The sequence below is a fragment of the Nocardia sp. NPDC051750 genome (genome assembly GCF_044453135.1).
Classification (GTDB): domain Bacteria; phylum Actinomycetota; class Actinomycetes; order Mycobacteriales; family Mycobacteriaceae; genus Nocardia.
Genome location: NZ_JBITCK010000002.1, coordinates 66,029 through 87,943, shown reverse-complemented (window position 1 = coordinate 87,943; position 21,915 = coordinate 66,029). Strand labels below are relative to the sequence as shown.

General features: G+C 68.1%; 19 protein-coding genes. 9 read left to right on the top strand and 10 right to left on the bottom strand.

What is annotated here, in order from left to right:
* Positions 1 to 9: 9 nt before the first annotated feature.
* From ACIA75_RS07730 to ACIA75_RS07695, 8 genes are all read right to left on the bottom strand, one after another.
* On the bottom strand, positions 10 to 1,017 hold the full coding sequence (locus ACIA75_RS07730) for a hypothetical protein (RefSeq protein ID WP_397101222.1): 1,008 nt from the start codon (positions 1,015 to 1,017) through the stop codon (positions 10 to 12).
* Between the two features lie 657 nt (positions 1,018 to 1,674).
* Entirely contained in the window at positions 1,675 to 2,043 is a 369-nt protein-coding gene (locus ACIA75_RS07725; RefSeq protein WP_397101220.1) for an ArsR/SmtB family transcription factor, read from the bottom strand.
* 11 nt (positions 2,044 to 2,054) lie between these two features.
* Positions 2,055 to 3,293, bottom strand: coding sequence for an MFS transporter (locus ACIA75_RS07720; RefSeq protein WP_397101218.1), 1,239 nt, complete (start codon positions 3,291 to 3,293; stop codon positions 2,055 to 2,057).
* Positions 3,294 to 3,399: 106 nt separating this feature from the next.
* On the bottom strand, positions 3,400 to 4,206 hold the full coding sequence (locus ACIA75_RS07715) for an ABC transporter ATP-binding protein (RefSeq protein ID WP_397101216.1): 807 nt from the start codon (positions 4,204 to 4,206) through the stop codon (positions 3,400 to 3,402).
* Between the two features lie 25 nt (positions 4,207 to 4,231).
* Positions 4,232 to 5,140, bottom strand: coding sequence for an ABC transporter permease (locus ACIA75_RS07710; RefSeq protein WP_397101214.1), 909 nt, complete (start codon positions 5,138 to 5,140; stop codon positions 4,232 to 4,234).
* Positions 5,140 to 6,111: an ABC transporter substrate-binding protein gene (locus ACIA75_RS07705; protein ID WP_397101212.1), complete on the bottom strand. Its 972-nt coding sequence runs from the start codon at positions 6,109 to 6,111 to the stop codon at positions 5,140 to 5,142. Before ACIA75_RS07705 ends, ACIA75_RS07710 begins: the two co-directional genes overlap by 1 nt.
* The gene (locus ACIA75_RS07700; RefSeq protein ID WP_397101210.1) at positions 6,108 to 7,337 is read right to left on the bottom strand and encodes an amidase family protein; all 1,230 of its coding nucleotides are present in this window, start codon (positions 7,335 to 7,337) and stop codon (positions 6,108 to 6,110) included. The genes ACIA75_RS07705 and ACIA75_RS07700 overlap by 4 nt, the downstream gene beginning before the upstream one ends.
* Positions 7,334 to 8,482, bottom strand: coding sequence for an acetamidase/formamidase family protein (locus ACIA75_RS07695; RefSeq protein ID WP_397101208.1), 1,149 nt, complete (start codon positions 8,480 to 8,482; stop codon positions 7,334 to 7,336). The genes ACIA75_RS07700 and ACIA75_RS07695 overlap by 4 nt, the downstream gene beginning before the upstream one ends.
* Positions 8,483 to 8,781: 299 nt before the next feature.
* On the opposite strand from ACIA75_RS07695, the gene ACIA75_RS07690 reads away from it, so the two are divergent.
* The 9 genes from ACIA75_RS07690 to ACIA75_RS07650 all read left to right on the top strand — a co-directional run bounded on the left by ACIA75_RS07690 (position 8,782) and on the right by ACIA75_RS07650 (position 18,867).
* The gene (locus ACIA75_RS07690) at positions 8,782 to 9,525 is read left to right on the top strand and encodes a FadR/GntR family transcriptional regulator (protein WP_397101206.1); all 744 of its coding nucleotides are present in this window, start codon (positions 8,782 to 8,784) and stop codon (positions 9,523 to 9,525) included.
* 221 nt (positions 9,526 to 9,746) lie between these two features.
* A complete protein-coding gene (locus ACIA75_RS07685; RefSeq protein ID WP_397101204.1) occupies positions 9,747 to 10,616 on the top strand; it encodes an alpha/beta fold hydrolase in 870 nt (289 codons plus the stop codon).
* Between the two features lie 456 nt (positions 10,617 to 11,072).
* Positions 11,073 to 12,605: an acyl-CoA synthetase gene (locus tag ACIA75_RS07680; RefSeq protein ID WP_397101202.1), complete on the top strand. Its 1,533-nt coding sequence runs from the start codon at positions 11,073 to 11,075 to the stop codon at positions 12,603 to 12,605.
* 279 nt (positions 12,606 to 12,884) lie between these two features.
* Positions 12,885 to 13,241: a hypothetical protein gene (locus ACIA75_RS07675; protein ID WP_397101200.1), complete on the top strand. Its 357-nt coding sequence runs from the start codon at positions 12,885 to 12,887 to the stop codon at positions 13,239 to 13,241.
* A 166-nt stretch (positions 13,242 to 13,407) separates the two neighbouring features.
* Entirely contained in the window at positions 13,408 to 14,940 is a 1,533-nt protein-coding gene (locus tag ACIA75_RS07670; RefSeq protein WP_397101199.1) for a hypothetical protein, read from the top strand.
* Positions 14,941 to 15,230: 290 nt separating this feature from the next.
* The gene (locus tag ACIA75_RS07665) at positions 15,231 to 17,516 is read left to right on the top strand and encodes a nitrate- and nitrite sensing domain-containing protein (protein WP_397101197.1); all 2,286 of its coding nucleotides are present in this window, start codon (positions 15,231 to 15,233) and stop codon (positions 17,514 to 17,516) included.
* Positions 17,494 to 17,910 (top strand): roadblock/LC7 domain-containing protein, encoded by a 417-nt coding sequence (locus ACIA75_RS07660; protein ID WP_397101195.1) that lies wholly within the window; start codon positions 17,494 to 17,496, stop codon positions 17,908 to 17,910. The genes ACIA75_RS07665 and ACIA75_RS07660 overlap by 23 nt, the downstream gene beginning before the upstream one ends.
* On the top strand, positions 17,907 to 18,284 hold the full coding sequence (locus tag ACIA75_RS07655; RefSeq protein WP_397101194.1) for a DUF742 domain-containing protein: 378 nt from the start codon (positions 17,907 to 17,909) through the stop codon (positions 18,282 to 18,284). Before ACIA75_RS07660 ends, ACIA75_RS07655 begins: the two co-directional genes overlap by 4 nt.
* A 217-nt stretch (positions 18,285 to 18,501) precedes the next feature.
* On the top strand, positions 18,502 to 18,867 hold the full coding sequence (locus ACIA75_RS07650) for a DUF4345 family protein (RefSeq protein ID WP_397101192.1): 366 nt from the start codon (positions 18,502 to 18,504) through the stop codon (positions 18,865 to 18,867).
* Between the two features lie 28 nt (positions 18,868 to 18,895).
* Here the strand turns inward: ACIA75_RS07650 and ACIA75_RS07645 are convergent, their stop codons facing one another.
* The gene (locus ACIA75_RS07645; RefSeq protein ID WP_397101190.1) at positions 18,896 to 20,851 is read right to left on the bottom strand and encodes a GMC family oxidoreductase N-terminal domain-containing protein; all 1,956 of its coding nucleotides are present in this window, start codon (positions 20,849 to 20,851) and stop codon (positions 18,896 to 18,898) included.
* Between the two features lie 224 nt (positions 20,852 to 21,075).
* Complete coding sequence (locus tag ACIA75_RS07640; RefSeq protein WP_397101188.1) at positions 21,076 to 21,903, bottom strand: DUF72 domain-containing protein; 828 nt, start codon at positions 21,901 to 21,903, stop codon at positions 21,076 to 21,078.
* Positions 21,904 to 21,915: the final 12 nt, after the last annotated feature.

Sequence of the window (21,915 nt, the reverse complement as noted above, 5' to 3'; positions counted from 1 at the left end):
CCGGCGGCTTCAGACGGCCAGTTCACCGGCTGGAAGCGCCGAGTTCTCCCACCACACATTGTCGCCGTATCCGTAGCGCACGGCGTGTGAACCGGCGACTACCTTTTCCGGAATCTCGAAATCAGCCGAATCGAATTTCGGCGGTGTCCGTTCGGGAGAATAAGCCAATGCCGACGAGACCCGATCGAGCATTCCGGTCATATCATCTTGCCTGGCCTTGACTCTTGTCTTCAGCGAATCGACCGCCGAGATGATCTCGGTCCTGGTCGATTCCTGCATCGGTTTGCCGGTCAACAAGGCCCAAACTCCCAGTGGCAGCTTGAATCCGACAAAGGTCATCGGCTGAGTCAGCGAGCTGCTCAGGTCTACCGCCTGGTTGTACACCAGCCGCTCGAGACAGGCGCCGGCGTTCTGGACGATTTTCGACACAGCCTCCATATCCCAGCTGCGCCCGGCAATCGCTTCCCCGCGGGAACCCGCGCTTTTACCGAAGGCTTGCGCGCCCAGCCGGGTCCAGTCCGTTTGCAACCAGTCGTTTCCACCGGCGATGTTCTCCGACGTCGCATGGTCGTTGATGCCCAGCAGACCGATCCGCTCACCCACGGTCTGGAGCGCCTCCCAGTCGCCCACCAGCGGCGAAAGATAATCCGCCGCCGGCTTTATCCCGACAACCTGCCCCCACGGCTCATCGAACGCAGCGATCAAGTCGATACCCGAGGTAACCACGTTCCGGACGGTGACCTGGGCCGGCTCGATCTGCGGCAAGTGGGGTATATGCAACCCGCTGAATCGCGTCACGTCGCCGGGCTCGGCCGTCTCCCCGGGTACTCCGGCGATCTCCTGGGTGGAGGTATCTTCCGCGCCTGCATACTCGAGTCGCGCTGTATCGAGCTGCGAGCTCAGGGCGTCGATGTCAGCCCGATCGTCCTCGTGCGCCGACGACAGCGCATCGTGAAATTTCTCGAACGCCGGAGCGAGAGTGGACAAGAGCTCGCCCGGCTCACCGGGCAGCGCCACCCCGGGTAACAGCCGCCCGGCATTCGATGAAAAACCCGTCGCCACATCCTCCAGATCCAGCTTGAACCCAGCGAGCTTGGACAGGACGACCTCGAGTTTATCCACGACATCTCCCCGACGAACCCGAGGACATTCGCGCTACCGGCTGCCGGGAACAGTGGAAGCGTCGAATCTTCCCATGTCCCGATCGAACCTTCTCATTTGTTACAAGCATCGACGTGAACCCGCCTTCCCCTACCGCGCGGGCGAGAGCTGAACCTTCGATGTGCGAAAGCTGAAGTCGCACGACCTATTTCCGCGATCCCCCGCGCTCCATACGTCAAATGCTAGCCAACCAACCGGACCGTGCCAAGACCATTCGCAGGCCCGGCGCAGCCACATCCGGATTGCCGGGCGGATGCGCCCGTGCCCACTGAAATAGGGGCATTTCCCGACGGCCTACGCTTCTATCGGGCTGTTTCCGGGCAAATCAGCCTGTACCAGCATTTGCACACGATGTGCGGAGTGCGTGAAAGGTCGCCATTACGAAAGAATATTTTCTTTCGGACGTAGACATTGTTACTCACAACGATCGATGGCCTCGCCCAGGAACTCCCAGCGGCGGTAACACGGCAACCAGTGGCCACGGCTTGTTCCGACAGCCGGTGGTATCCGGGTTCACTCGTGCGGGGGTTCGCCGGTGATGACGTGGTCGGCGTGGTTGAGGCCTTCTCGGACCAGGCGGGCGAGGTGGCCGCCGTGGAGGCGGTAGATAACACGGCGGCCTTGTTTGCGGGTATCGACGAGGCCGGTGAAGCGGAGTTTGGCCAAGTGCTGGCTGACGGCGGTGCGGGAAGTTCCGCAGGCTTCGACGAGAGCGGTGACGTCGGCTTCGCCATGGCTGAGTAACCAGAGGATGTGCAGGCGGGTCGGGTCGGACAGCATCGCGAAGACGCCGGTGGCCGCTCCCAGGTGGGCGGAGTCGGGGGAAACGAGGTGAGTGAGGCTGGCCTCGGTGGCCGTGGGTTCGTTCGCGTGTTCGGCCATCCTCACCACTTTCATCCGACCGCCACCCGTATCGGGGTGACCGGCCGGTGGGCGGGCCAGAGCCGGACGGCGGCGATGGCTGCGAGTGTAGCGACAGCAGCCAGGATGGCTGGGGCGATCGCGTGACCGGCGTGCGCGCCGACCCATCCGGCCAGGGGGTAGGTGAGCAGGAAACAGGCGTGCGAGAGGGAGAACTGGGCGGTGAACACCGCGGTCCGCTCGTGCTCGCGGGATTGGTAACGCAGCAGCCGCGCGGCGGGGGTGTTGATCAGTGAGGTGGCGGCCCCGAGGGCGACCCAGGCCAGGGCGAGGACGGCCCAGCTGATCGCCCGGCCGGGGGCGGTGGCGAGCAGCACGGCGGTCGCGGCGAGGACGGCGGGAACTGCGACGGCGCCGGTGAACATGATCGTGCGGTCGGGCAGGCCGATGAGCAGGCGCGGTAAAGCCAGGGCGACCAGCATGGACCCGGCGCCGAAGCAGCCCAGCGCGATCGCGACACCGGTATCGGAGCCGCCCAGCAGCCCGCGGACGTAGATGACGGTGTTGACCAGCACCAGCCCGGTCCCAGCGGCGACCACGAGGTTCAGCGCCAGCAGCCCGCGCAGCACCGGCCGTGAGCCCATGACACGGGTTCCGGCGAGGATGCGGGTGGTCAGCGGCGTGGAGCGCTGCGGTGCCTGTGGGGTGGGGAGCGTGGTGGTCACGACCAGCAGTGCGGAGACGAGGAACCCGGCGACGGTACCGAGGAACAGCCAGTGGTAGCTCATCACGGTCAGTGCCGCGGCGGCCAGCAGCGGCGACAGCACCGCTTCCAGGTCATAGGCCAGCCGCGACAGCGAGAGCGCGCGGGTGTACTCGCGTTCGCCGGGCAGCACCGAGGGAATGATCGACTGGAACGCCGGGGTGAAGGTCGCCGACGCGGCCTGCAAGACGAAGATCAGCGCATAGATCTGCCAGACCTGTTCCACCAGCGGCAATCCCAGCGCGATCGCGGCGCGGACGAGGTCGGCGGTGATCAGCACCGCACGACGCGGCAGGCGCTCGGTCACCGCGGCGATCACCGGCGCAACGACGACGTAGGCGAGCATCTTGATGGCCAGTGCCGTACCCAGTACCGCCCCGGCGTTCGCGCCCGCCAGGTCGTAGGCCAGCAATCCCAGCGCGACGGTCAGCAGGCCGGTACCGGCCAATGCCACTACCTGGGCGGTGAACAACCGCCGGAACACCCGATCAGCCAGAACATCCAGCACAACCACACGACCTTCATCTCGAGGCTTCCGAACACCCCAAGAATAATCTACATGTGCGCAATTGAGCACCTATAGGAAAAGGGTGGCGCCTACGACTGGCGTGCGGTCAGGCGGCCGCCCGGTTGCCCTGGTGGATGAGGGCGTCGATCCGGCGCTGGTAGTCGTTGAACTCCGGGGCGGTCACCTCGCGGTCCGCGGGCAGGTCGATATCGATGATCTCGCGGATATGACCGGCCGTGCCATGGGCGGTGCCGCCGGCCATGACCACCACCCGATCCGACAGGAACACCGCTTCCTCGACGCTGTGGGTGACGAAGACGACCGTGACCCCGGAATCCCGGTGGATGCGGCTGAGTTCGGCCTGCATATCGCTGCGGGTCAGGGCGTCCAGCGCGCCGAACGGTTCATCCATGAGCAGGACGGCGGGCCGGTTCGCCAGTACCCGCGCGATGGCGACGCGCTGCTGCATACCGCCGGAGAGCTGGTGCGGGAAGGAATCCCGGACCCGGGTGAGGCCGACGGTTTCCAGGCAGCGGTCGGTGGTTTCGCGGATATCGTCACGGGTCATCCGGGCCTGTTTCGGGCCGTAGGCGACGTTCTCGGCAACGGTGAGCCACGGGAACAACCCATAGTCCTGGAAGACGACGCCGCGGTCGGGTCCGGGTCCGGTCACCGGTTCGTCGCCGACCGTCACCGCACCCTGGGTGGCGGTTTCGAAACCGGCGAGAATGCGCAGCAGTGTGGATTTCCCGCAGCCGCTGGCGCCGACCACACAGACGAATTCACCGGCGGCGATATCGAGTGTGACCCCCTCGACCGCCGGCCCGGCCGCTCCCGGATACCGCTTGCCCAGCTCGTCGAGCACGATCCGGGCCGGCCGGTGCGGGCGGCGGCGGGTGGAATAGATCTTCATGCGATCACCTGATCCGTGCGGTTGGTCATGGGAGGAGCGGGCGGCGGCCGACGAGCAGGCGGACGGCCAGCATCATGATCCGGTCGGCGAGGAATCCGGCCAGGCCGATCACGATCATCACGGCCACGATGAGGTCGGTGCGCGATTGTTCCCGGGCCTGCGTGATCAATGCGCCCAATCCCACTCGGATACCGACGGTTTCGCCGACGACCAGGATCACCCACGAGAGTCCGAGGGCGATGCGCAGCCCGGAGACGATCGTGGGTATCGCGGCGGGCAGCACCACTTTGTACAGGGTCTGCGCGGGCGGGGTGCCGAGCATGGCGGCGGCCTCGAACAATCGCGGCGGGACCGCCCGGACTCCGGCGACCGTGTTGATCAGGATGGAGAACACTGCGGCCAGGAAGACCAGGAAGATGGTCGCCCGGTCGCCGAACCCGATGATCAGCAGCGACAGCGGAGCCCATGCCGTCACCGGAATGGGCCGTACCAGGCCGAGGGTCGGTTCGAGCATCCGGTTCACGGTCCGCGAACGACCCATCAGGATGCCGAGCGGGACCGCGACGGCCGCCGCGATCGCGAAACCCTGGACGACCCGCAGCGTGCTGGCGTACAGATGCAGCCACAGGGTGCCGCTGTAGCTGTCGTCGACGATGCCGCCGACGGCGAGATCGGCGAGACGGCGCGCCACATCGTAGGGGGTCGGCAGGAACTGCATCTGGATACCGAACGGCAGGGTCCAGCCGCCGCCGACACCACGGTCCCACAGCAGCAGCACGAGCACCGGTACCGGCAGTGCCCAGAGCACCGCGGCAATGCGGGTGCCGTAGCGGGTGCGCCAGGTTTTCGTGTCGGCGCGATCGACGGCCGGCGGCGCGGAATGCCGCGCACCCGGCCCGGCCGCCCCCGCTGTCTGTGTCTTCAGCGTGGTCATCACTGGGTCGCCACGGTGTCGAGGAATTCGGTCCGGAAGACCTTCGTCATATCCGGTGCGGTCGGGAGCTGGTCGAATTCCACCATCTGGCGGGCCAGTTCGGTGACCCGCTGCCGGAATTCGTCGTCGAGTTCCCAGCGCAGCATGACGTTCTCGATGGCGATATCGGTCACCGCCCGGTCCATACCGAAGGTTTCGACCAGCCCGGCCGCCCAGGCGTCCTGGTCACCTTTCATGAAGTCGATGGCCTGGGTGAAGCTGCGGACGGTATCGCGCGCCCGGTCGGGCTGTTCGTCGAGGAAGGCACCGTTACCGCCGAGCACGATATTGGTGGCACCGATCGGCGTCTCGTAGGGCGAGAGGATCTGATGCGCGCCCGCCTGCCGGGCGAGGGAGACACCCATTTCGGCGCTGAGGAAGGCGTCCACCCGTCCGGCGGTGTAGGCGCCGGCCATATCCGAGTAGGCCAGGTTCACCAGCTGCACATCTTTTTCGGGGTCGAGACCGTGTGCGCTCAGGGTGAGTTTCAACGCGATCTCCTGTGACGACCCGGCCGGGAAACCGATCCGTTTCCCGCGCAGATCCTCCGGGGTGCGGATCTCCGGCCGCCCGACGAATCCCGACCCGCCGTCGGCCGCCGAGGCGATGATCTGCACATTCTGGTTCGCCGCGATACCGGCGAGCATTGCGGGCGCACCGAGCACCCCGATATCGACGGCACCGGAGGCCAGCGCGTTCTTGATATCCGGCGAGTTCTCGAACAGCACGATTTCGTAGGTCGTGCCCGCCGGGGCGAACTGCTGCATGAAATAAGGCGCGTACAGGTGTGGCTGCCCGCGCAACGTGCCGATCCGGATGGCGTCCGGATCACCCCCGACGCTGTCCGGGGTGGAAATACATCCGGTCAAGCCGGCGACGGCCAGCAACAGGGCACCGATGATCGAGACAATATGGCGGAGTGGACGTTTCATAGTTGATCCTCACTGTGCGGCGACCCCTCGGCCCGAACAGCGGCATTGCCGATCGCGAGGCGGATCAGGGAACGGTCGGTGCCCGGCGCGCCCAGCAGGCACAATCCGCTGGGGCCGCCTTCATCACGGCCCAGCGGCAGGGTCACCGCGGGCAGGCCCGCGATCGACGCGAGACAGGTCAGGCGCAGAGTGCGGGCGCGGGTCGTTTCGCGCACCGCCGCCCCCGCCGTGCGGCGCGGCGGTGGGGTCGCGGCGGCCGGGAGCACCAGGACCCGGTTGCCGAGCGCATCCCGGATTCGGTCCGCGGCGGCGGTCACTTCATCGCGCGCGGTGGCTGCCTGGTCGGCGGTCACCGTTGCGGCGAAGGCGAAGCGCTGTGCCACGTCCGGTTCCAGCGTCCCAGGGTGTGCGCCGACCCATTCTCCGTGGTTCGCCCAGGCTTCGTAGGCCTGGACCACGCGGAACGCGGCGAGCCAGCTGTCCCGCGGCCGGAGGGCGAGCGGCTCGGCGTCGACCGAATCCGCGACCGAACGGACCGCCGACGCGATCGCGGGGTCGGCGTAGGCGCACAACTCGGTATCGACCGCGAAGCCGTCGGGGGTGGCGGTATCGGCGTCGAGCAGGCATTCCGCGACGGCGGCCAGCGTTTCCCCGTCCGCAGTAACCCATCCGACAGTGTCGAACGATTGCGCCAAGGGCAGCAGCCCGGTGGTGTCGATGCGCCGGTGTGTGGTGCGGATCCCCCACAACCCCTGATAGGCGGCCGGTACCCGGATCGACCCCGCAGTGTCGGTCCCCAAGCCGATATCGGCATCACCGCGCGCCACCGCCACCGCGGGCCCACTGGTGGAGCCGCCCGGGATCCGGTCGGGCGCAGCAGGATTGACCGGCATCCCGTACCGGCCGTTGCTGCCGGTGAGGCTGTAGGCGAACTCGTCGGTCTGCGCGATACCGGCGACCTGCGCCCCAGCGGCCAGTAGCCGGGCCACCGCGGCGGCATGCTCTGTGGCCGGCCGTCGTTCCCGGGCATAGTCCGGGATCCCGGCGCCGACGGTGAACCCGGCGAGCGCATACAGATCCTTCACCGCAACCGTGCGCCCGGTCAGCGGACCCGATGCCGTCGCCGCGATCAACGGCATTCCACGCAACCGCCACACGGTGGTGTCGAGGCCCGCATCACCCTCTCCGCCCGGACGGAGTGCAGTGTTACCGGTCCTGGTGATCACAGCCGCTCCAGGATCCGGCGGGCGAAAGCGGTGTCCGCACCCGCGCCGAAATCGGATCGCCGGACCGCCCCGTGCACACCGCGCACCTGGTCGACGGCCTGCGAGATCGTGAAATCCGCGGCGGCGCTGAGGTACAGGTAGGCCTGCCGGGGATCGGCGTCGAACAATCCGGTCACCAGATCCACGGCGTGACCGACACACAGTTCGAGTGCGGTGTTCAGGTCTTCGTGCAGCCCGGTGGGTATCAGCAGCCCGTGTGCGGCCGCGAAGGGTCCGATCCGGCCGCCGAAGCCGCCGGCGATCTCCGCGGCCGGGATCACGTCCACGGTCAGTCTCGCCCGCAGCGGCGCCTCCAACGCGGTCAGTGCCACTTCGCCATCGCCCTGCGCGAAATGCGGGTCGCCGATGTAGAGCAGCGCCTCCGGCACTTGGACGGGCAGGAACATGGTCGCGCCCGGAGTGAGCAGTTTGACGTCGATATTCCCGCCGTGCGGGCCGGGCGGGACGGATCCGACCCGGGTGCCGGTATCGGTGGCCACCCCGATGATGCCGAGGAACGGAGCCAGCGGGAACACCGCGCTCCCGGCCCGGCCCGCGGCGTCGAGCGGCATCGCGCCGAACCACCGGCCGTCCCGGTCGTGGACCCGGCAGAACTGTCCGTAGTCACCGTCGAATCCCGGGCGGCCGGCCAGGACTCCACGACCGTGCCTGGTCGACACCACCCCGTAGGGCGCTCGCATGGTGAGGGCGTCGATCCGGACCGCCAGCAGATCCCCCGGCCGCGCACCGTCGACCCCGATCGGGCCGGTCAGGATATGCGGCCCGGCGCCGGGTTCCCGACGGCGCCGCGCGGCCACCTCGACCGCATCGTCGAGAACCTCCGCGCGGTCGACACCGTGGCTGCCGAAGTAGCGCACCGGGTCCGAGCCCTGGTCTTCGAGGATTCCCTCGTGGCTGACGGTGTCGATCACGACGGTCGAACCCGGGGCCACCGTGGCAACCGCGGTATCCGTCCGGCAGGGCAGCCGGCCCCAGAGCACCTTGCCGGGATCGGCGGGTACATACACCGCGTCCGGGTCGATTCCCGAATCCTGCTGCAGCACCGGGAATGCGGCGGCGGCATCCTGTCCGATCAGTGTCGTCACCGCGACCTCCTTATTGGTCAGACCACCTGATGCACCGACCATAAGACCCCGGCACCCCCCTGGCGACCGGGGCGGACGAACGTAACGACCGATTTACCGCCGCGCAATACGACCCCGAAAAACCCTGGAAAACGGTAACTTTGCCGAAGCATTCCGACACTTCGGCGGCACACGGTGACACCCCGAAAGCTGATACGTTGTCCTTCTCTCGACGCCATCAACCGATATTGGTCGGACCACGAGTTCCCGTGCCGGCCGCACCGTTTCGCTGACGGCGACCGGAACGAGGAGGGGAATGAATGACCTTCGCAGCGATACCGCCGATGCGCCGTCCGGCGCGCAGCGTCGGCGCCGAGGTGGCGGCGCACCTGGAACGGCTGATCATCAGCGGCGATCTCCGCTCCGGCGACCGGCTGCCGCCGGAGCGGGAACTCGCCGCGAGCCTGAACGTCTCCCGGTCCTCGCTCCGCGAGGCGATGTTCGAACTGGAAGCGAAGAAGCTCGTCCTCCGCCGGCAGGGCCGCGGCAGTACCGTCGCCGATATCTCCCGGACGGCCGCGGAGCTCCACGGCAATCTGGCCGATATCGATATCGAACTCGGCTACGCGACCGAACTCCGCGATCTGGTCGAGCCGCGGATAGCGCAGCTGGCCGCGCTACGCGCCGTCGAATCGAACCTGCTGTCGCTGGACGAGGTGCTGAACCGCTCGAACGAGAACCTCGCCCCGGAGGAATCGATGCGTCTCGATATCGAATTCCATACCCTGCTGGCGCATGCCGCGCAGAACCCACTGCTGGTCACGCTGTGCACCATGACCACAGAATGGACCCGGCACACCCGCGTCCTGTCGCACCGCACCACACTCGGCCGCCGGATCTCCATCCAAGGACACGAGATGATCTACCGGGCGGTATCCGGCCACGACGCTCCCGCGGCCGCCGCCGCGATGGAACAGCATCTGCGCGAGGTCCGGGAGATCAGCACACCGCCCGCCGGCGCCGCGCCTGGACGAGCCGGGACTGCGCCCCCGGGTCCGGTGTGAGGGGCTGATCCCGCTTCGTCCGGATCCCCTCCCACGACGCTTGCCCGAGGTGGCCGCCCCGCCACTGTGCGCGACGACGACCGCGCGTGGTCACCCGAGTTACCCGGTCGCCCCGGCCGATGAGAGTGTGGGGGCCGGACAGCCGTGCGGTGAAGCCGGCGGCCGGCCGGGATAGGCGTCGAGTATCGCGGGGTAAGCGGTTCTTCACAGGAAGGTCGGCCATGACATCGCTCGGCACGGACCACGACGGTGGACGTACCGTCCGCATCGGCGACCGGGACATCTACTTCGACGAGTTCGGCGCGGGACCACCGGTGCTGCTGCTGCACGGCGGCGGCCCCGGAGCGTCCGGCCTCGCCGCATATGCCCACAATGTGGAGGCGCTGGCGCGCCGGTTTCACGTCATCGTCCCGGATATGCCCGGCTACGGACGGTCGGCCAAGCGGATCGACCCGGCCGACCCTTTCGGCGATCTGGCCGCGGCGATGACCGGCCTGCTGGACGCCCTCGAGCTGTCCAGCGCACATGTCGTCGGTAATTCCTACGGCGGTGCAGCGGCGCTGCGATTGGCAATGGATCGCCCGGAAAAGGTCGACCGGCTCGTTCTGCTGGCTCCCGGCGGTATCGGCACCACCCGGGCACTGCCGACCGCTGGGCTGCGCGCACTGCTCGCGTACTACGGCGGGGAGGGGCCCAGCCGCGACAAGCTCGCCACCTTCATGCGCGAATACCTGGTGCACGACCCGGCAGCCGTCACCGACGAAATGATCGAGAACCGCTACCGGGCGAGCCTCGACCCCGAAGTCGTCGCGAACCCGCCGCTGCGCCGCCCGTCGGGTCCGTCGGCGCCGCGCACGCTGCTGCGGATGGACCTGACCCGAGATTCCCGGCTGCGCCGGGTCGCACACCCGGCCCTGGTGATCTGGGGCGCACAGGACAAGGTCAACCGGCCCGCCGGGGCACAGCTGCTCGCCCGCCGGATGCCGCGGTGCGATGTCTATCTTCCCGCGGCGACCGGGCACTGGGTTCAAGGGGAACGACCCCGGTTATTCAACAGCCTGGCGACTGCCTTCCTGGCAGGAGATCCGTAACTGCGCAGGTCCGGCGGCCCCGTCACGGCGATCGCGGCGGCCCGAGAGGTCCGTCGCCGGCAGCCGCCACCGGCTCTCGATCGGACCGCCGGATCCCGGGTTCCGGCGCGGCTGTCGCGAATACCGGCTGATCGCCCGCGGTTCACACACCCGAGGGCGTGGCCGGGGCGGGCGGCGTGACGAGTTCCAAAAAAGCGGCCGGGCGGGTTCCAAGGCCCGCACGGAAGGTCGGCCCGGGTGCACCGTGTCCTGGTGACAGCCCGGCCGCCGACCTGCGGGATGAAAGACGGACAGCGGGGGCGAGTTTGGCCGTACCACCCGAATCGCGGTTTACTTTCGGCTAATGTCGCGCTGGCCGGGCGAATGTCCGGCGGGATCGGCGCCGTGCCGCGGAGCGGGTCCCGATATCGGCTCGGCGGTCGGTCACCCGATCGCTTCGTTCCGTAGAGGAGCAGCATGTATCCCGGCGCGCATGTCGATCGATTCCCTGATAAACCGGCGGTAATCCTCGCCGAGACCGGCGAGGCACTGACCTATCGGGAACTCGAGGACAACTCCGTGCGGCTCGCCCGGCATCTGCACGAGGCCGGGTTACGTACCGGTGATCATGTCGCGCTGCTGTCGGGCAACGACCCGAAGGTCTACGAGGTCTATTGGGCGGCGTTGCGATCCGGGCTTTACATCACTGCCGTGAACCGGCATCTGTCGCCGAGCGAGATCAGCTATATCGTCAACGATTGCGGCGCGCGTGCGCTGATCGTCTCGGGCGGACTGCGGGATGCCGCCGCGAAGATCGTCGAGGAAACGCCGGGCGTGGAGATCCGGCTGGCCTTCGGGGGTCAGGTCGACGGCTACGGGTCGTATGAGCAGGCGCTGGCCGCCTCCTCGCCCGAACCACTGGCCGACCAGCCCCGTGGCGCCGATATGCTCTATTCCTCCGGTACCACCGGCCGTCCCAAGGGCATCAAACATCCACTGCCGGACCGGCAGGTCGGCGATCCGCCCGGCGATACCTACACCGCCGTTTTCGGCCCGCTCTACGGATTCGACACCGAGACGGTGTACCTGTCCCCCGCCCCGCTCTACCACGCGGCGCCGCTGCGCTTCGGAGGCGTGGTGCACGCCCTCGGCGGGACATTGGTGGTGCTCGAGCGCTTCGACCCCGAACAGGCACTGGCCGCGATCGAGCGCTATAGGGTCACCCACAGCCAGTGGGTGCCGACCATGTTCGTCCGGATGCTCAAACTCGACGAGGCCGTCCGGTCCCGTTACGACGTGTCGAGCCTGAAGGTGGCCGTGCACGCCGCCGCGCCGTGCCCGGTCGAGGTCAAGCAGGCGATGATCGACTGGTGGGGGCCGGTCCTGCACGAGTACTACGCGTCGACCGAGGGCAACGGCGCGACCTTCATCGACAGCGAGCAATGGCTGCGGAAACCGGGGTCGGTGGGTCCGGCCGGGCTGGGCGCGGTGCGGGTCTGCGGGGAGGACGGCGCCGAACTGCCGACGGGCGATATCGGCACGATCTACTTCGAACGCGAGGACGTTCCGTTCAGCTACCACAATGATCCGGCGAAGACCGAGCAGGCGATCCACCCGCGGCATCCCACCTGGACTACGACCGGCGATATCGGCTACATCGACTCCGACGGCTTCCTCTTCCTGACCGACCGTAAGGCCTTCATGATCATCTCGGGCGGGGTGAACATCTACCCGCAGGAGATCGAGGATTCACTGGCCCTGCATCCGAAGGTGCTCGATGTCGCGGTGATCGGCGTCCCGGACGAGGAGATGGGTGAATCGGTGAAGGCCGTCGTCCAGGCCGCGCCCGGGGCCGCGCCCGGTCCGGAACTCGCGGCGGAACTACGCGACTACCTGCGCGCCCGAATCGCACATTACAAGGTGCCGCGGACGGTCGATTTCGCCGAGGAACTCCCGCGCACCCCGACGGGCAAGCTGGTCAAGGGCAAACTCCGCGCACAGTATCTGTGAACCGGGCCGGCCCCTGACCGACGACCGCCCTCCCCGGTCGGCGCCCTCGTACCGATCCGGGTCCGGGTCGGTCCAGGTCTCGGGCCACCCGCCTCCGGCGCCGTCCAGGCCGGGGCCGTCCGGCACCGGGTCCGCCGGGGTCCACGTCCGTCCAGGTACCGGACAATCCGGCGCGTCCTGTTCCACCGCGCAGCGGATCGTGTTTGCCGCGCCGGAACCGGGCAATATCGCGGCCGGAAAGGAAGGCCGGGCCGGTGGACGGGGCAGGAGGGCTGCGCGATGACCAACGATGCCGAGAAGCGCTGGTCCGACGACGGTAGCTTCCGCCGGGCCGTGCGTTACGTGCTGGCGATACTGGCCGCGGCGGCAGTCGTGTGCGCCGGGACCGCCGTCTGGGCTGCCGCCGCGCAGTGCCGTGACGCGGACACACTGCTGTGCGATACGCCGACGCGGGTCGCGATCCTGTTCGGCCCGGGAATCCTGTTGCTCCTGGGTGGTATCGGGGCGTTCGTGGAGACGATCCGGGTGTGGCGGCGCGGTGGTACCTGGCCGATCTGGCAGGGCGCGGGCTGGTTCCTGTTCCTGATCATGCTGTTCTATCTGGGGATGGGCGCGAGCGCGATCCCCGCGGACTGAGCGGCCGCGGCCCGGCTTCCCGTGCCGGTGCCGGGAACCGCCGGTAGCCCTGCTAACCCACCACCACCTGTGGCAGACTTTCGGAAAATGCTCGGACTACGGCCGCTCGACTCGTTGGGGTCGGCAAGGACCGTGCGCGGAAGGTGATACGGGAATTGAGATCGCGATGGATCTGATCGCCATCGAAGGCCGGGTGGCCTCCGACCGTATCGCGGCACGGGACCGGGCACCGGAGACCGAACTACAACTGGCCGCCGGCCTCTGCGAACTCGCCGCCGCCTATCTGGCCACCGAAACCGATGGTTCGATACGGAACCGGGTGGCCGGCGCACTGGAGCCCGCGCAGGAAGCGGTGCTGATCCGCTTGCGCTGGTTCACCGCCGGCCGGGTGTCGGCGCAGTTCGCCAACGAGGTGCAGGACACGCTGCGGCTGCTGGAACAGGCCGCCCGGGCGATCGGGCATCGCGAACTGGCCACCGCCACCATCCGCGACGCCTGCAATGCCTATACCCAGGTAGCGCACGATCATCCGAATGCGGCAGGCGCCTGCGCGGACAGCCTGTCGAAATGCGGCGTGTGGCTGTGCCGGCTGGACCCGGGCGCGGCCGTAATGGCCACCGACGAGGCGGTGCGTATCCGCGCCGGTTTGTTCGCGGCGGATCCGGAGCAGTCCCGCAAATACCTCGCCACGCTGAACACGCTGCTGCGCACGCTGATGGTGGGCCGGCAGCGGAAACAGGCCGTGGCCATGTATCGCGAACGCTATACCGCGCTCACCACCCCAGCGATGGCCGCGCAGCTGCGGGCGATGAAGATCGAAGAGATCGGTTTCACCAGCAAAACCCAGGCCGCGCTGCGCAAACTCGAATGCCGCACCTTGGAACGCGCCGGCTATCTGACCCAGCAGCAGATCCTCTACCAAAGCGCCGGTGACCTGGCGACGATCGAGGAGATCAACTGGAACCTGGCGCTGGTCGGCCTGAAACCGCTGGTCGCCGGCGCGATGCCGGATCAGCCGGCCAAACCGGTGGAGATCGGTTCATCTTTCGGCGCCCTGGGCGTGCTGTGTTCGGCACCCGACGCCCTGCACCTGGTACGGGAGGCGATCATCGCCGCCTATACCGCCTCCGGCGCGGAACCCGTGGATATCAACACCGCCTACGGTGTGGACAAGGCGCACTGGGGCACCCGCGATCCGCAATTGAACGCGGCGCCCGAGCTCGGTGAGGACATCGTGCTGATCGAGCGGATGTCGGGCAGCTGGGTGGCGGTGAAGAGCCTGAAATGGGAACTGACGCCCATCGCGAAGAACCCGCTGGCCCGCTATCTTTCGCGGCAGTGGCCGGTGGTGAGCGTGACCAGTACCGAGAATCTGGCCTACGAGTTGTGCTGGTACGAGCAGGGCGCGGCCACGCAGTACGCGGCACTGGGCCGGCCCGCCGAGCCGGTGGCACTGGATACCCCGTTGGCGCCGTTGGATTTCGGCAAACTCGCCGACTACGGCGCGGATTATGCCTCGGAGACCCAGATCCGTTCGGCTTTCGGCAACGCGACCATGTTCGCGAAGCTCACCGAACTGCCGGCCAGTGGTATCCGCCAGGCGGCCGAAGCCCGTCCGCTGGCCGGTTACGGCGAGCAGGTGCTGTGTTTCCGCGGGCCCGCAGCCAAACGCCCCGGCGCGCCCCGCGGTATCGCCTGACCTGCTGTTACTACGCTCACCCCGATACCCTAACGACCGCTTGGTGAGACTCGTCTCTCTCTTCCGGCGGGGCTTTCGCTATGGTTTGGGCGAAAGCTTACGCATTGCCGGACAACGGCAATGCCGGGAACATTAGGGTGATATGCGCCGATCACCATGGTGTCGTCTGCGCATGCCCTGGAACGGGTTGATCTATCGTGGCTGTTCGGCGGCAAGTGTCCGAATCAATGGTTCGGGCCGTTCGTTCCGGCAGGAACGTCACTCGCGGCCGGATCGGTATCCGGACCCGATTGCTGTCGATCTTGCTGATCACCAATATCACGCTGCTGGTGATCGGTGTCGGCGCCGCCGGATACCTGGTGAAGAACAGTGTGGCGTCCACGGTCTGGGCCAACCTGATCAGTAGCACCACCACGCCGGTGATCTCGATGGTGCAGACCTTCGAGGAGGAACGCCGCCTCTCGATGCTGTATCTGCAGGGCGATCCGGCCGCGGCCGGCAGTCTCGTGGACGCCCGGAAGCGGTCCGATGCCGCACTCGCCGCGACGATCGAGAAAGGCGAGGCGGCCCAGCGGCTCGATCCCGGCGGCTCGGCAGCCGAACTGGAGACCTTCCGCCCGCTCTACAACAGCGTTCCGAGCGTGCGCGCCACGATCGACGCCCGCGCGGTCCCCCGGCAGGAAGCGTTCGGGTTCTTCAACACGGTGATCGACACCATTTTCCGGGCATCGCTGATCGCTGCCCGGGTCGCGCCCGACGCCGGACTGGGTGTCGCTCTCGGATACGGCGTCGAACCGTTGCGCGCCGCGGAGGCTCTGTCGCGGGCGGATACCCTCGGCGTGGTGGCCCTGGCCCGCGGCGAGATCACCGCCCCGGAGCTGCTCGAATTCAACCGGTACACGGGCGAGTTCCGGGCGCAGGCCGCGTATTCCGCATCGGTGCTGAAGGGTCCGCGGCTCGACCAGCTGCGAGCGCTCACCGAATCACCGGATTGGCGGCAGGTGACCGCCATGCAGGACGCACTGTTCCTGCGCGGCCCGGTACCGGCGGTCGATGAGTCCGGAACCGGATATGGGACCGAACAATCCGATCCCGCCGCCCTGCCGATGACCGCACAGGCCTGGCAGGAAGCATCCGTCCGGCTCACCTCCGCGTTCCTGAAACTGTGGGAGGACCAGAGCCGCGACGCCCATGCCATCGCCCGCCAGGAAGGTACCGATACGGCAGGGATGTCGCTGATCGGCGGGATCGTGGTCTTGATCGTCACGGTCGTGGCGTTCGTGGGTGCGCTGTTCGTGGCCAACCGCTTCATCGGGCGAATGCGGCGGCTGCGTGACGACACCCTGGAACTGGCCGACGACCGCCTGCCCGACCTCATGCGGCGCCTCGACAGCGGCGCGGAGATCGATACGGCCGCCGAAGTGGCACGGCTGGATTTCGGTTCCGACGAACTCGGTGAAGTGGCCGACGCGTTCAACCGGGCGCAGGTGGCCGCGGTCTCGGCGGCGGTGGCCGAATCCCGGACGCGGGCCGGTTTCCGCACCGTCTTCCTCAATATCGCTCACCGCAACCAGCTCGCCGTGCACCGCCAGCTGGCCCTGCTCGACCGCGCCGAACGCCGGGAGGAAAACGCCGAACAGCTCGAGCTCCTGTTCGAACTGGACCATCTGGCGACCCGCGCCCGCCGGCACGCCGAGAACCTCATCGTGCTGGGCGGTGAACAGCCGGGACGGCGCTGGCGCAAACCGGTTCCGCTGTGGGATCTGATCCGCGGCGCGTCCGCGGAAACCGTGGACTACACCAGGATTCACACCGGCAACGTGCCTACCGTCAGTATCGCCGGTCAGGCCACGGCCGACATCATCCACCTGCTCGCGGAACTGATGGACAACGCCACCGCGTTCTCGCCACCGCAGTCCCGGGTCGAGGTCGCGGGGGCCGTCGTCGGCCGCGGGGTCGCGGTCGAGGTCGCCGATCAGGGTCTGGGTATGTCGGAGGACGAGATCACGGCGAACAATCAGCTTCTCGCGGAGCCACCGGACTTCGGGGTGGCGGCACTGTCCGGAAACACCAGCCTGGGACTTTTCGTCGTGGCCACGCTGGCCGCCCGCCACGGTGTTTCGGTGCGGCTGTCGGAATCGGTGTACGGCGGGATCAAGGCGGTCGTCCTGATTCCGACCGACCTCATCGAGTCCGGCGAGCCGCCCGCGGCCGCGGAGCCCACCCCGGCACCCGCCCACGCCGCGGCCACCGGGACCGGATCGAACGACACCGAGACCGGCGCGCCGTCCGGGAACGGCACCGCACCGGTGCGCGGGGAGCCGCAACCGGCCGTATCGACACCGCCGACCGGCACCCGGCCACCGCTGCCGCGCCGGAGTCGCAAGAGCGCCGAATCGGATACCGGGCCGGTACCGGTCGTCGAAGCCTCCCGTTCCCGTAGCCCCGAACAGGCACGCAATCTGATGGCCGCCATCGAAGGCGGCACCCGGTCGGGGCGCCGCCAGGCACCTGATTCGACCGCATCCGACAGAACCCGACAGGAAGGCGACGATGATCACTCCCCCGCGCACTGACCAGAGCTGGCTGCTGGAGGAACTGGTGAGCGGGTTGCCGGCCGCCGAATCCGCGGTACTGCTCTCCACCGACGGTTTGATGATGGGACATTCGGCCGGACTCGACCGCACCGCCGCCGAACGCTTCGCGGCGATGGCGTCCGCCTTCCACAGCCTGGCCCGCAGCGCCGGTAGCCATTTCGACGCCGGCGGTGTACACCAGACAGTGGTGGAACTCGACCGGGCGGTACTGTTCGTCACCGCCGCCGGTGACAATGCCTGCCTGGCCCTGCTGGCCGGCGAGGCCGCGAATATGGGGATGGTGGCCTACGAGATGAACCGAACCGTGCAGCGGGTCGGCAGCCATTTGGCTGTCGATACCCGCCCGACCCCGAACGGCGAGCGACAGCCGTGAACGGCCCGCACGACGACCCCTGGGACGAGGAGGATGCCGGCCCCGTCGTACGGCTCTACGCGCTGACCCGCGGCCGGGGCGGTACCGAACGTGCCGAGCTCTCGCTGGACTCGATGGTGGTCGATGTGGGGTCGGGCCTCGCGCTGCGGCGCACCGAACCCGAGTACGCCGAAATAGTCCGGTTGTGCCGGGTCCCGCAATCGGTGGCGGAAGTGTCGGCGCAGCTGGGTGTCCCGCTCACACTGACCAAGGTTCTCATCGGCGATCTGATCGATGACGGCAGGCTGACCGTCCGCGCCCCGGTCCAGGCCCCGGACGACGCCGCCGGCCTCGACCTGCTCCGCAGTATCGCGAACAGTCTGCGCGGCGGCTGATCCAGGTCGGGGCCGGTCGGTCGCGGGCACCACGGGGATCGCCCGTGTCGATAACGTCCGAAGTTCCGCGCACCTGCGTCGGCCGGGACCACCAGCGCGCAAGACCGCCCCCCACAGCACCGTCGCCGAGAAGGCTGCGCGAAACGCACGTTTCCGGAAGCCGCACCGAGGACCGGTCCCGGATGATCGATCCGGTGACTTCGACGTGGAGGCGGATATGCGACCGGTTGTCCTGATCGCGGCGGGAATTCTTTTCGCCGGCATGGGCGTCTACGCCCTGACCGCACCGGCCCGGCTGACCCGGCCCTTCGGGATCGCCGTCACCACCGCGGCCGGGCGTTCCGAAGTACGGGCCGTGTACGGGGGCTTCGGGCTGGCCGTTTCCGGCGTACTGTGCTGGGCGGCGGCAGCGTCCGACGACCTGCGCCGCGGCGCGGTAGTGGCGGTCGCGGCAGCTTTGGCCGGGATGGCTGCGGGCCGGGTCGTCTCACGGCTACTGGATACTTCGTCCGCTTTCTATCCCGTGTGGTTCTATTTCTGGGTCGAAGTGGTGGCGGCAGCGGCACTGCTCGCGGTCAATTGAGACCGGCAAGTGGGAACACCGAGCGCGTTCAGGCCAGGCGCGCGGCGAGCCGTTTCGCGTTCATATGGGCGATCGCCTCGATCGACACCATCGGGTTCACTCCCGAAGAGGTCGGGAAGCAGGATGCGTCGGCGACGACGACATTGCGCACATCCCAGGTCGCGCCGTCCGGGTCGGTGGCGGAGATATCCGGTGAACCACCCATTCGGGCCGATCCCATGATGTGCAATGCCCCCAGCGCGCACCGGCCGGGACCGTATCCGGTGGCGCGGGCGGCGGCGGAGAACTGGTCCAGCGAGCCGCGGACACCCGGTTCGTAGGACACACCGGACTGATGTCCGGAGAAGATGCGGGTCGCGCCGGCCGCCTCGAGAATCCGTGCGGCACCCTCGATTCCGGTGTGCAGGTGACCGGCATCGTAATCGGACAACCGGTAGTTCACGGTCGGCTCACCGGCACGATCGACCTGCACCGTGCCGCTGTCGCGATCCCGGGTGATGATGCCGACGGCGTTCGTCCTGGCGAAATCCAGCATGACGCGGCGATGATCGCCGGCACCCTGCCAGCTCAGGAATCCCGTGGACGACCCCGGCGCCAGCGGCCCGGTCTCGTAGATCACGCCGTAGCCGTTGCCGTCGAGATCGGCGTGCTGCCGGCAGATCCGGGTTTGCAGGCCACCTTCCCAGGGCCGGATCTCTTCGTCGAACACACCGAAGACCGCCGTTGCCGGATGCAGCCGGAGATAGCGGCCGATGTTCTTGTTGCCCAGACCCGACCGCCGCAGCAGGGCGGGGGTCTGGATCGCGCCCGCCGCCACCACGACGGCCCGCGCGCGCACCTCGAACTCGACCCCGTCCGAGGTGCGCGCGGTAACCGCTTCGGCGGTGCCGTGACGCACCACGATCCGCCGCACATCGGCGTCCACGATCAGCCGCGCGCCGTGGGCCGCGGCATCCGCCAGCCAGGTCTTGGTCACCGACTGTTTGGCACCGACCCGGCAGCCGCTGCCGCACCGGCCGCATTCCACGCCGGCGTCACACGCGTCGGTGACGTTGCGTGGCAAGGGTTCTACCGGCCAGTCGAGGGCGCGGGCGCCGCGCTCGAGGATGTTGTCCCGGGCCAGCGGGGTCGACCGTCGCTCGTTCACGCCGAGCCGGCGCAGCACCGCGTCCAGGGACTCGCCGAACTCCGCCGCGCCGAATTGTGTGGCGCCGACACCGGCCCATTCCGCCCGGACGTGGTCCGGAGTGGGCAGTGAGGTACTCCAGTTGACGACCGTGCCGCCGCCGAGGCAGGAGCCTGCCACCAGGGCGATCTGGCCCTCGGCGGATGCGGCGGGGCCGGGCGAATACAGCTGCTTCAGGCCGGCGAGCTCACCGGCCCCGAAATCCCGGTCGTCGTAGTACCCGCCACGTTCGAGGACGATCACATCCAGTCCCGCTTCGGCGAGCACTCCGGCGGCCGTCCCGCCGCCCGCACCGGATCCGACGATCACGACATCACAGGTGAGCGTCGCCGGTTCGGTGATGCGCCGCGGGGCGAGCGTGGGCTCCGGAGCGGCCGGCAGCGGTCCGGGGATTCCCGGGTAACCGATCTGCTTCCACAGCGGATTGAAACCCGTCGGCCCCGGGGTGACGTTGTAGGCCAGCAGCGATGCCTGCTTGAGCGCTTGGAATACCGCCCGCACGGCGCCGATCCGGGAGCTACCGAGACGCAGCAGCGCACGCTCCCGATCCTGCCGGGACAGTGCCGAATACCGGCGGGGCCCCCACCCGGTGAGCAGGCCGGTCAGCGGCGCGTTCCAGAGGTCCAGCAGCATCGCCAGCTGCTTCGTTTCGGCTTCCCGCGGGTTGCGCGCCAGAAGTTCGAATACCGTGTCCACAGCGCCCAGTTCGGACGCCGACGGCAGGGCCGGCTCCTCCCCCGGCAGGAACGTATCGCAGATCATCTCCAGCGCGGCGCGCTGCTTATCGGTCGGTTTCACGATTCTCCGCCCTTCACCACTGCCGATTTTCTACCACGGCGTGTGAATATTCGCTTACTTACGGAGCAATTACCTGCTATGTAAGTGATTCTCAAGAGAGAATAAATCTTCACTTCATCCCGCTTGACGCAGCGACTCCGGCGTCAGCACGGCAACTCCCTACCCAGCACCGCGCCGTCCGGCCGCCGCGCCGGCGAATCCGAGCCGGCCGGCTGCCGCGCCGATCAGAACAGGGTCATCGGTTCCGTTTCCGCCGGATCAGGCAGCGGTTCGAGTTCCGGTACCCGGACACCGACCTCGTCGTGGAATCGGCGGGCCAGGTCGCGGGAGGACGCATTATCGGGTGTGTGCAGGAAGATCGTCGGCGAACGCCCTTCCCGAAGCCATTCCACTGTCTGCTCCACCCACGGACGCCAGCCCGCAACAGTCGCCTCCGGATCGTCGCGACCGTGATATCGCACGATCGGAGTATCGGTGAGGGCCCGCATCCGGCGGGGTAGGTGCGGTTTCTTGGACTGGGCTTCGTATTCCGCCGAACTGACGGGCCGGGCGGCGAACAGGACGGTGGTGTCGAACGGCACCCACTCCGCGCCGATCCGGCCCAGCACCCGTTCGAGCCGGCTATCCGCGCCCTGATCGGTGAAGAACGCCGGATGACGCACCTCGACCGCGACCCGCAGACCGGACGGAACCTTGCGTAGGAACCCGGCCAGGGCCGCGAGATCGCCGGGCCCGAACGATCCGGGCAACTGGATCCAGAGCGCGTGCAACCGGGGCCCGAGCGGTTCCATCGTGTCGAGGAAAGTCTTCAGTTCCGCTTCCGCCCCCGACAGCCGGCGTTCGTGGGTGATCGTTTTGGGCAGTTTGATCACGAACCGGAATTCCGGGCCGGTCTGCTGCGCCCAGGTCTCCACGGTGCGGCGAGCCGGTACCGCGTAGAACGTGGTGTTGCCCTCCACCGCATCGCACCAGCTCGCGTAGCTGCGCAGTTTGTCACCCGGCGCCGGCCAGGCGGTATGCGTCCACATCGCGCACCCCACGGAAAGCCGCATATCCGGACTCCC

What these genes read in the sequence shown, in the direction of transcription:
- ACIA75_RS07715 (WP_397101216.1), bottom strand. Translation starts at nt 4,206, where the DNA reads ATGAAGATCTATTCCACCCGCCGCCGCCCGCACCGGCCGGCCCGGATC.
- ACIA75_RS07660 (WP_397101195.1), top strand. Translation starts at nt 17,494, where the DNA reads ATGATCACTCCCCCGCGCACTGACCAGAGCTGGCTGCTGGAGGAACTG.
- ACIA75_RS07650 (WP_397101192.1), top strand. Translation starts at nt 18,502, where the DNA reads ATGCGACCGGTTGTCCTGATCGCGGCGGGAATTCTTTTCGCCGGCATG.
- ACIA75_RS07675 (WP_397101200.1), top strand. Translation starts at nt 12,885, where the DNA reads ATGACCAACGATGCCGAGAAGCGCTGGTCCGACGACGGTAGCTTCCGC.
- ACIA75_RS07640 (WP_397101188.1), bottom strand. Translation starts at nt 21,903, where the DNA reads ATGCGGCTTTCCGTGGGGTGCGCGATGTGGACGCATACCGCCTGGCCG.
- ACIA75_RS07725 (WP_397101220.1), bottom strand. Translation starts at nt 2,043, where the DNA reads ATGGCCGAACACGCGAACGAACCCACGGCCACCGAGGCCAGCCTCACT.
- ACIA75_RS07685 (WP_397101204.1), top strand. Translation starts at nt 9,747, where the DNA reads ATGACATCGCTCGGCACGGACCACGACGGTGGACGTACCGTCCGCATC.
- ACIA75_RS07690 (WP_397101206.1), top strand. Translation starts at nt 8,782, where the DNA reads ATGACCTTCGCAGCGATACCGCCGATGCGCCGTCCGGCGCGCAGCGTC.
- ACIA75_RS07680 (WP_397101202.1), top strand. Translation starts at nt 11,073, where the DNA reads ATGTATCCCGGCGCGCATGTCGATCGATTCCCTGATAAACCGGCGGTA.
- ACIA75_RS07670 (WP_397101199.1), top strand. Translation starts at nt 13,408, where the DNA reads ATGGATCTGATCGCCATCGAAGGCCGGGTGGCCTCCGACCGTATCGCG.
- ACIA75_RS07705 (WP_397101212.1), bottom strand. Translation starts at nt 6,111, where the DNA reads ATGAAACGTCCACTCCGCCATATTGTCTCGATCATCGGTGCCCTGTTG.
- ACIA75_RS07710 (WP_397101214.1), bottom strand. Translation starts at nt 5,140, where the DNA reads ATGACCACGCTGAAGACACAGACAGCGGGGGCGGCCGGGCCGGGTGCG.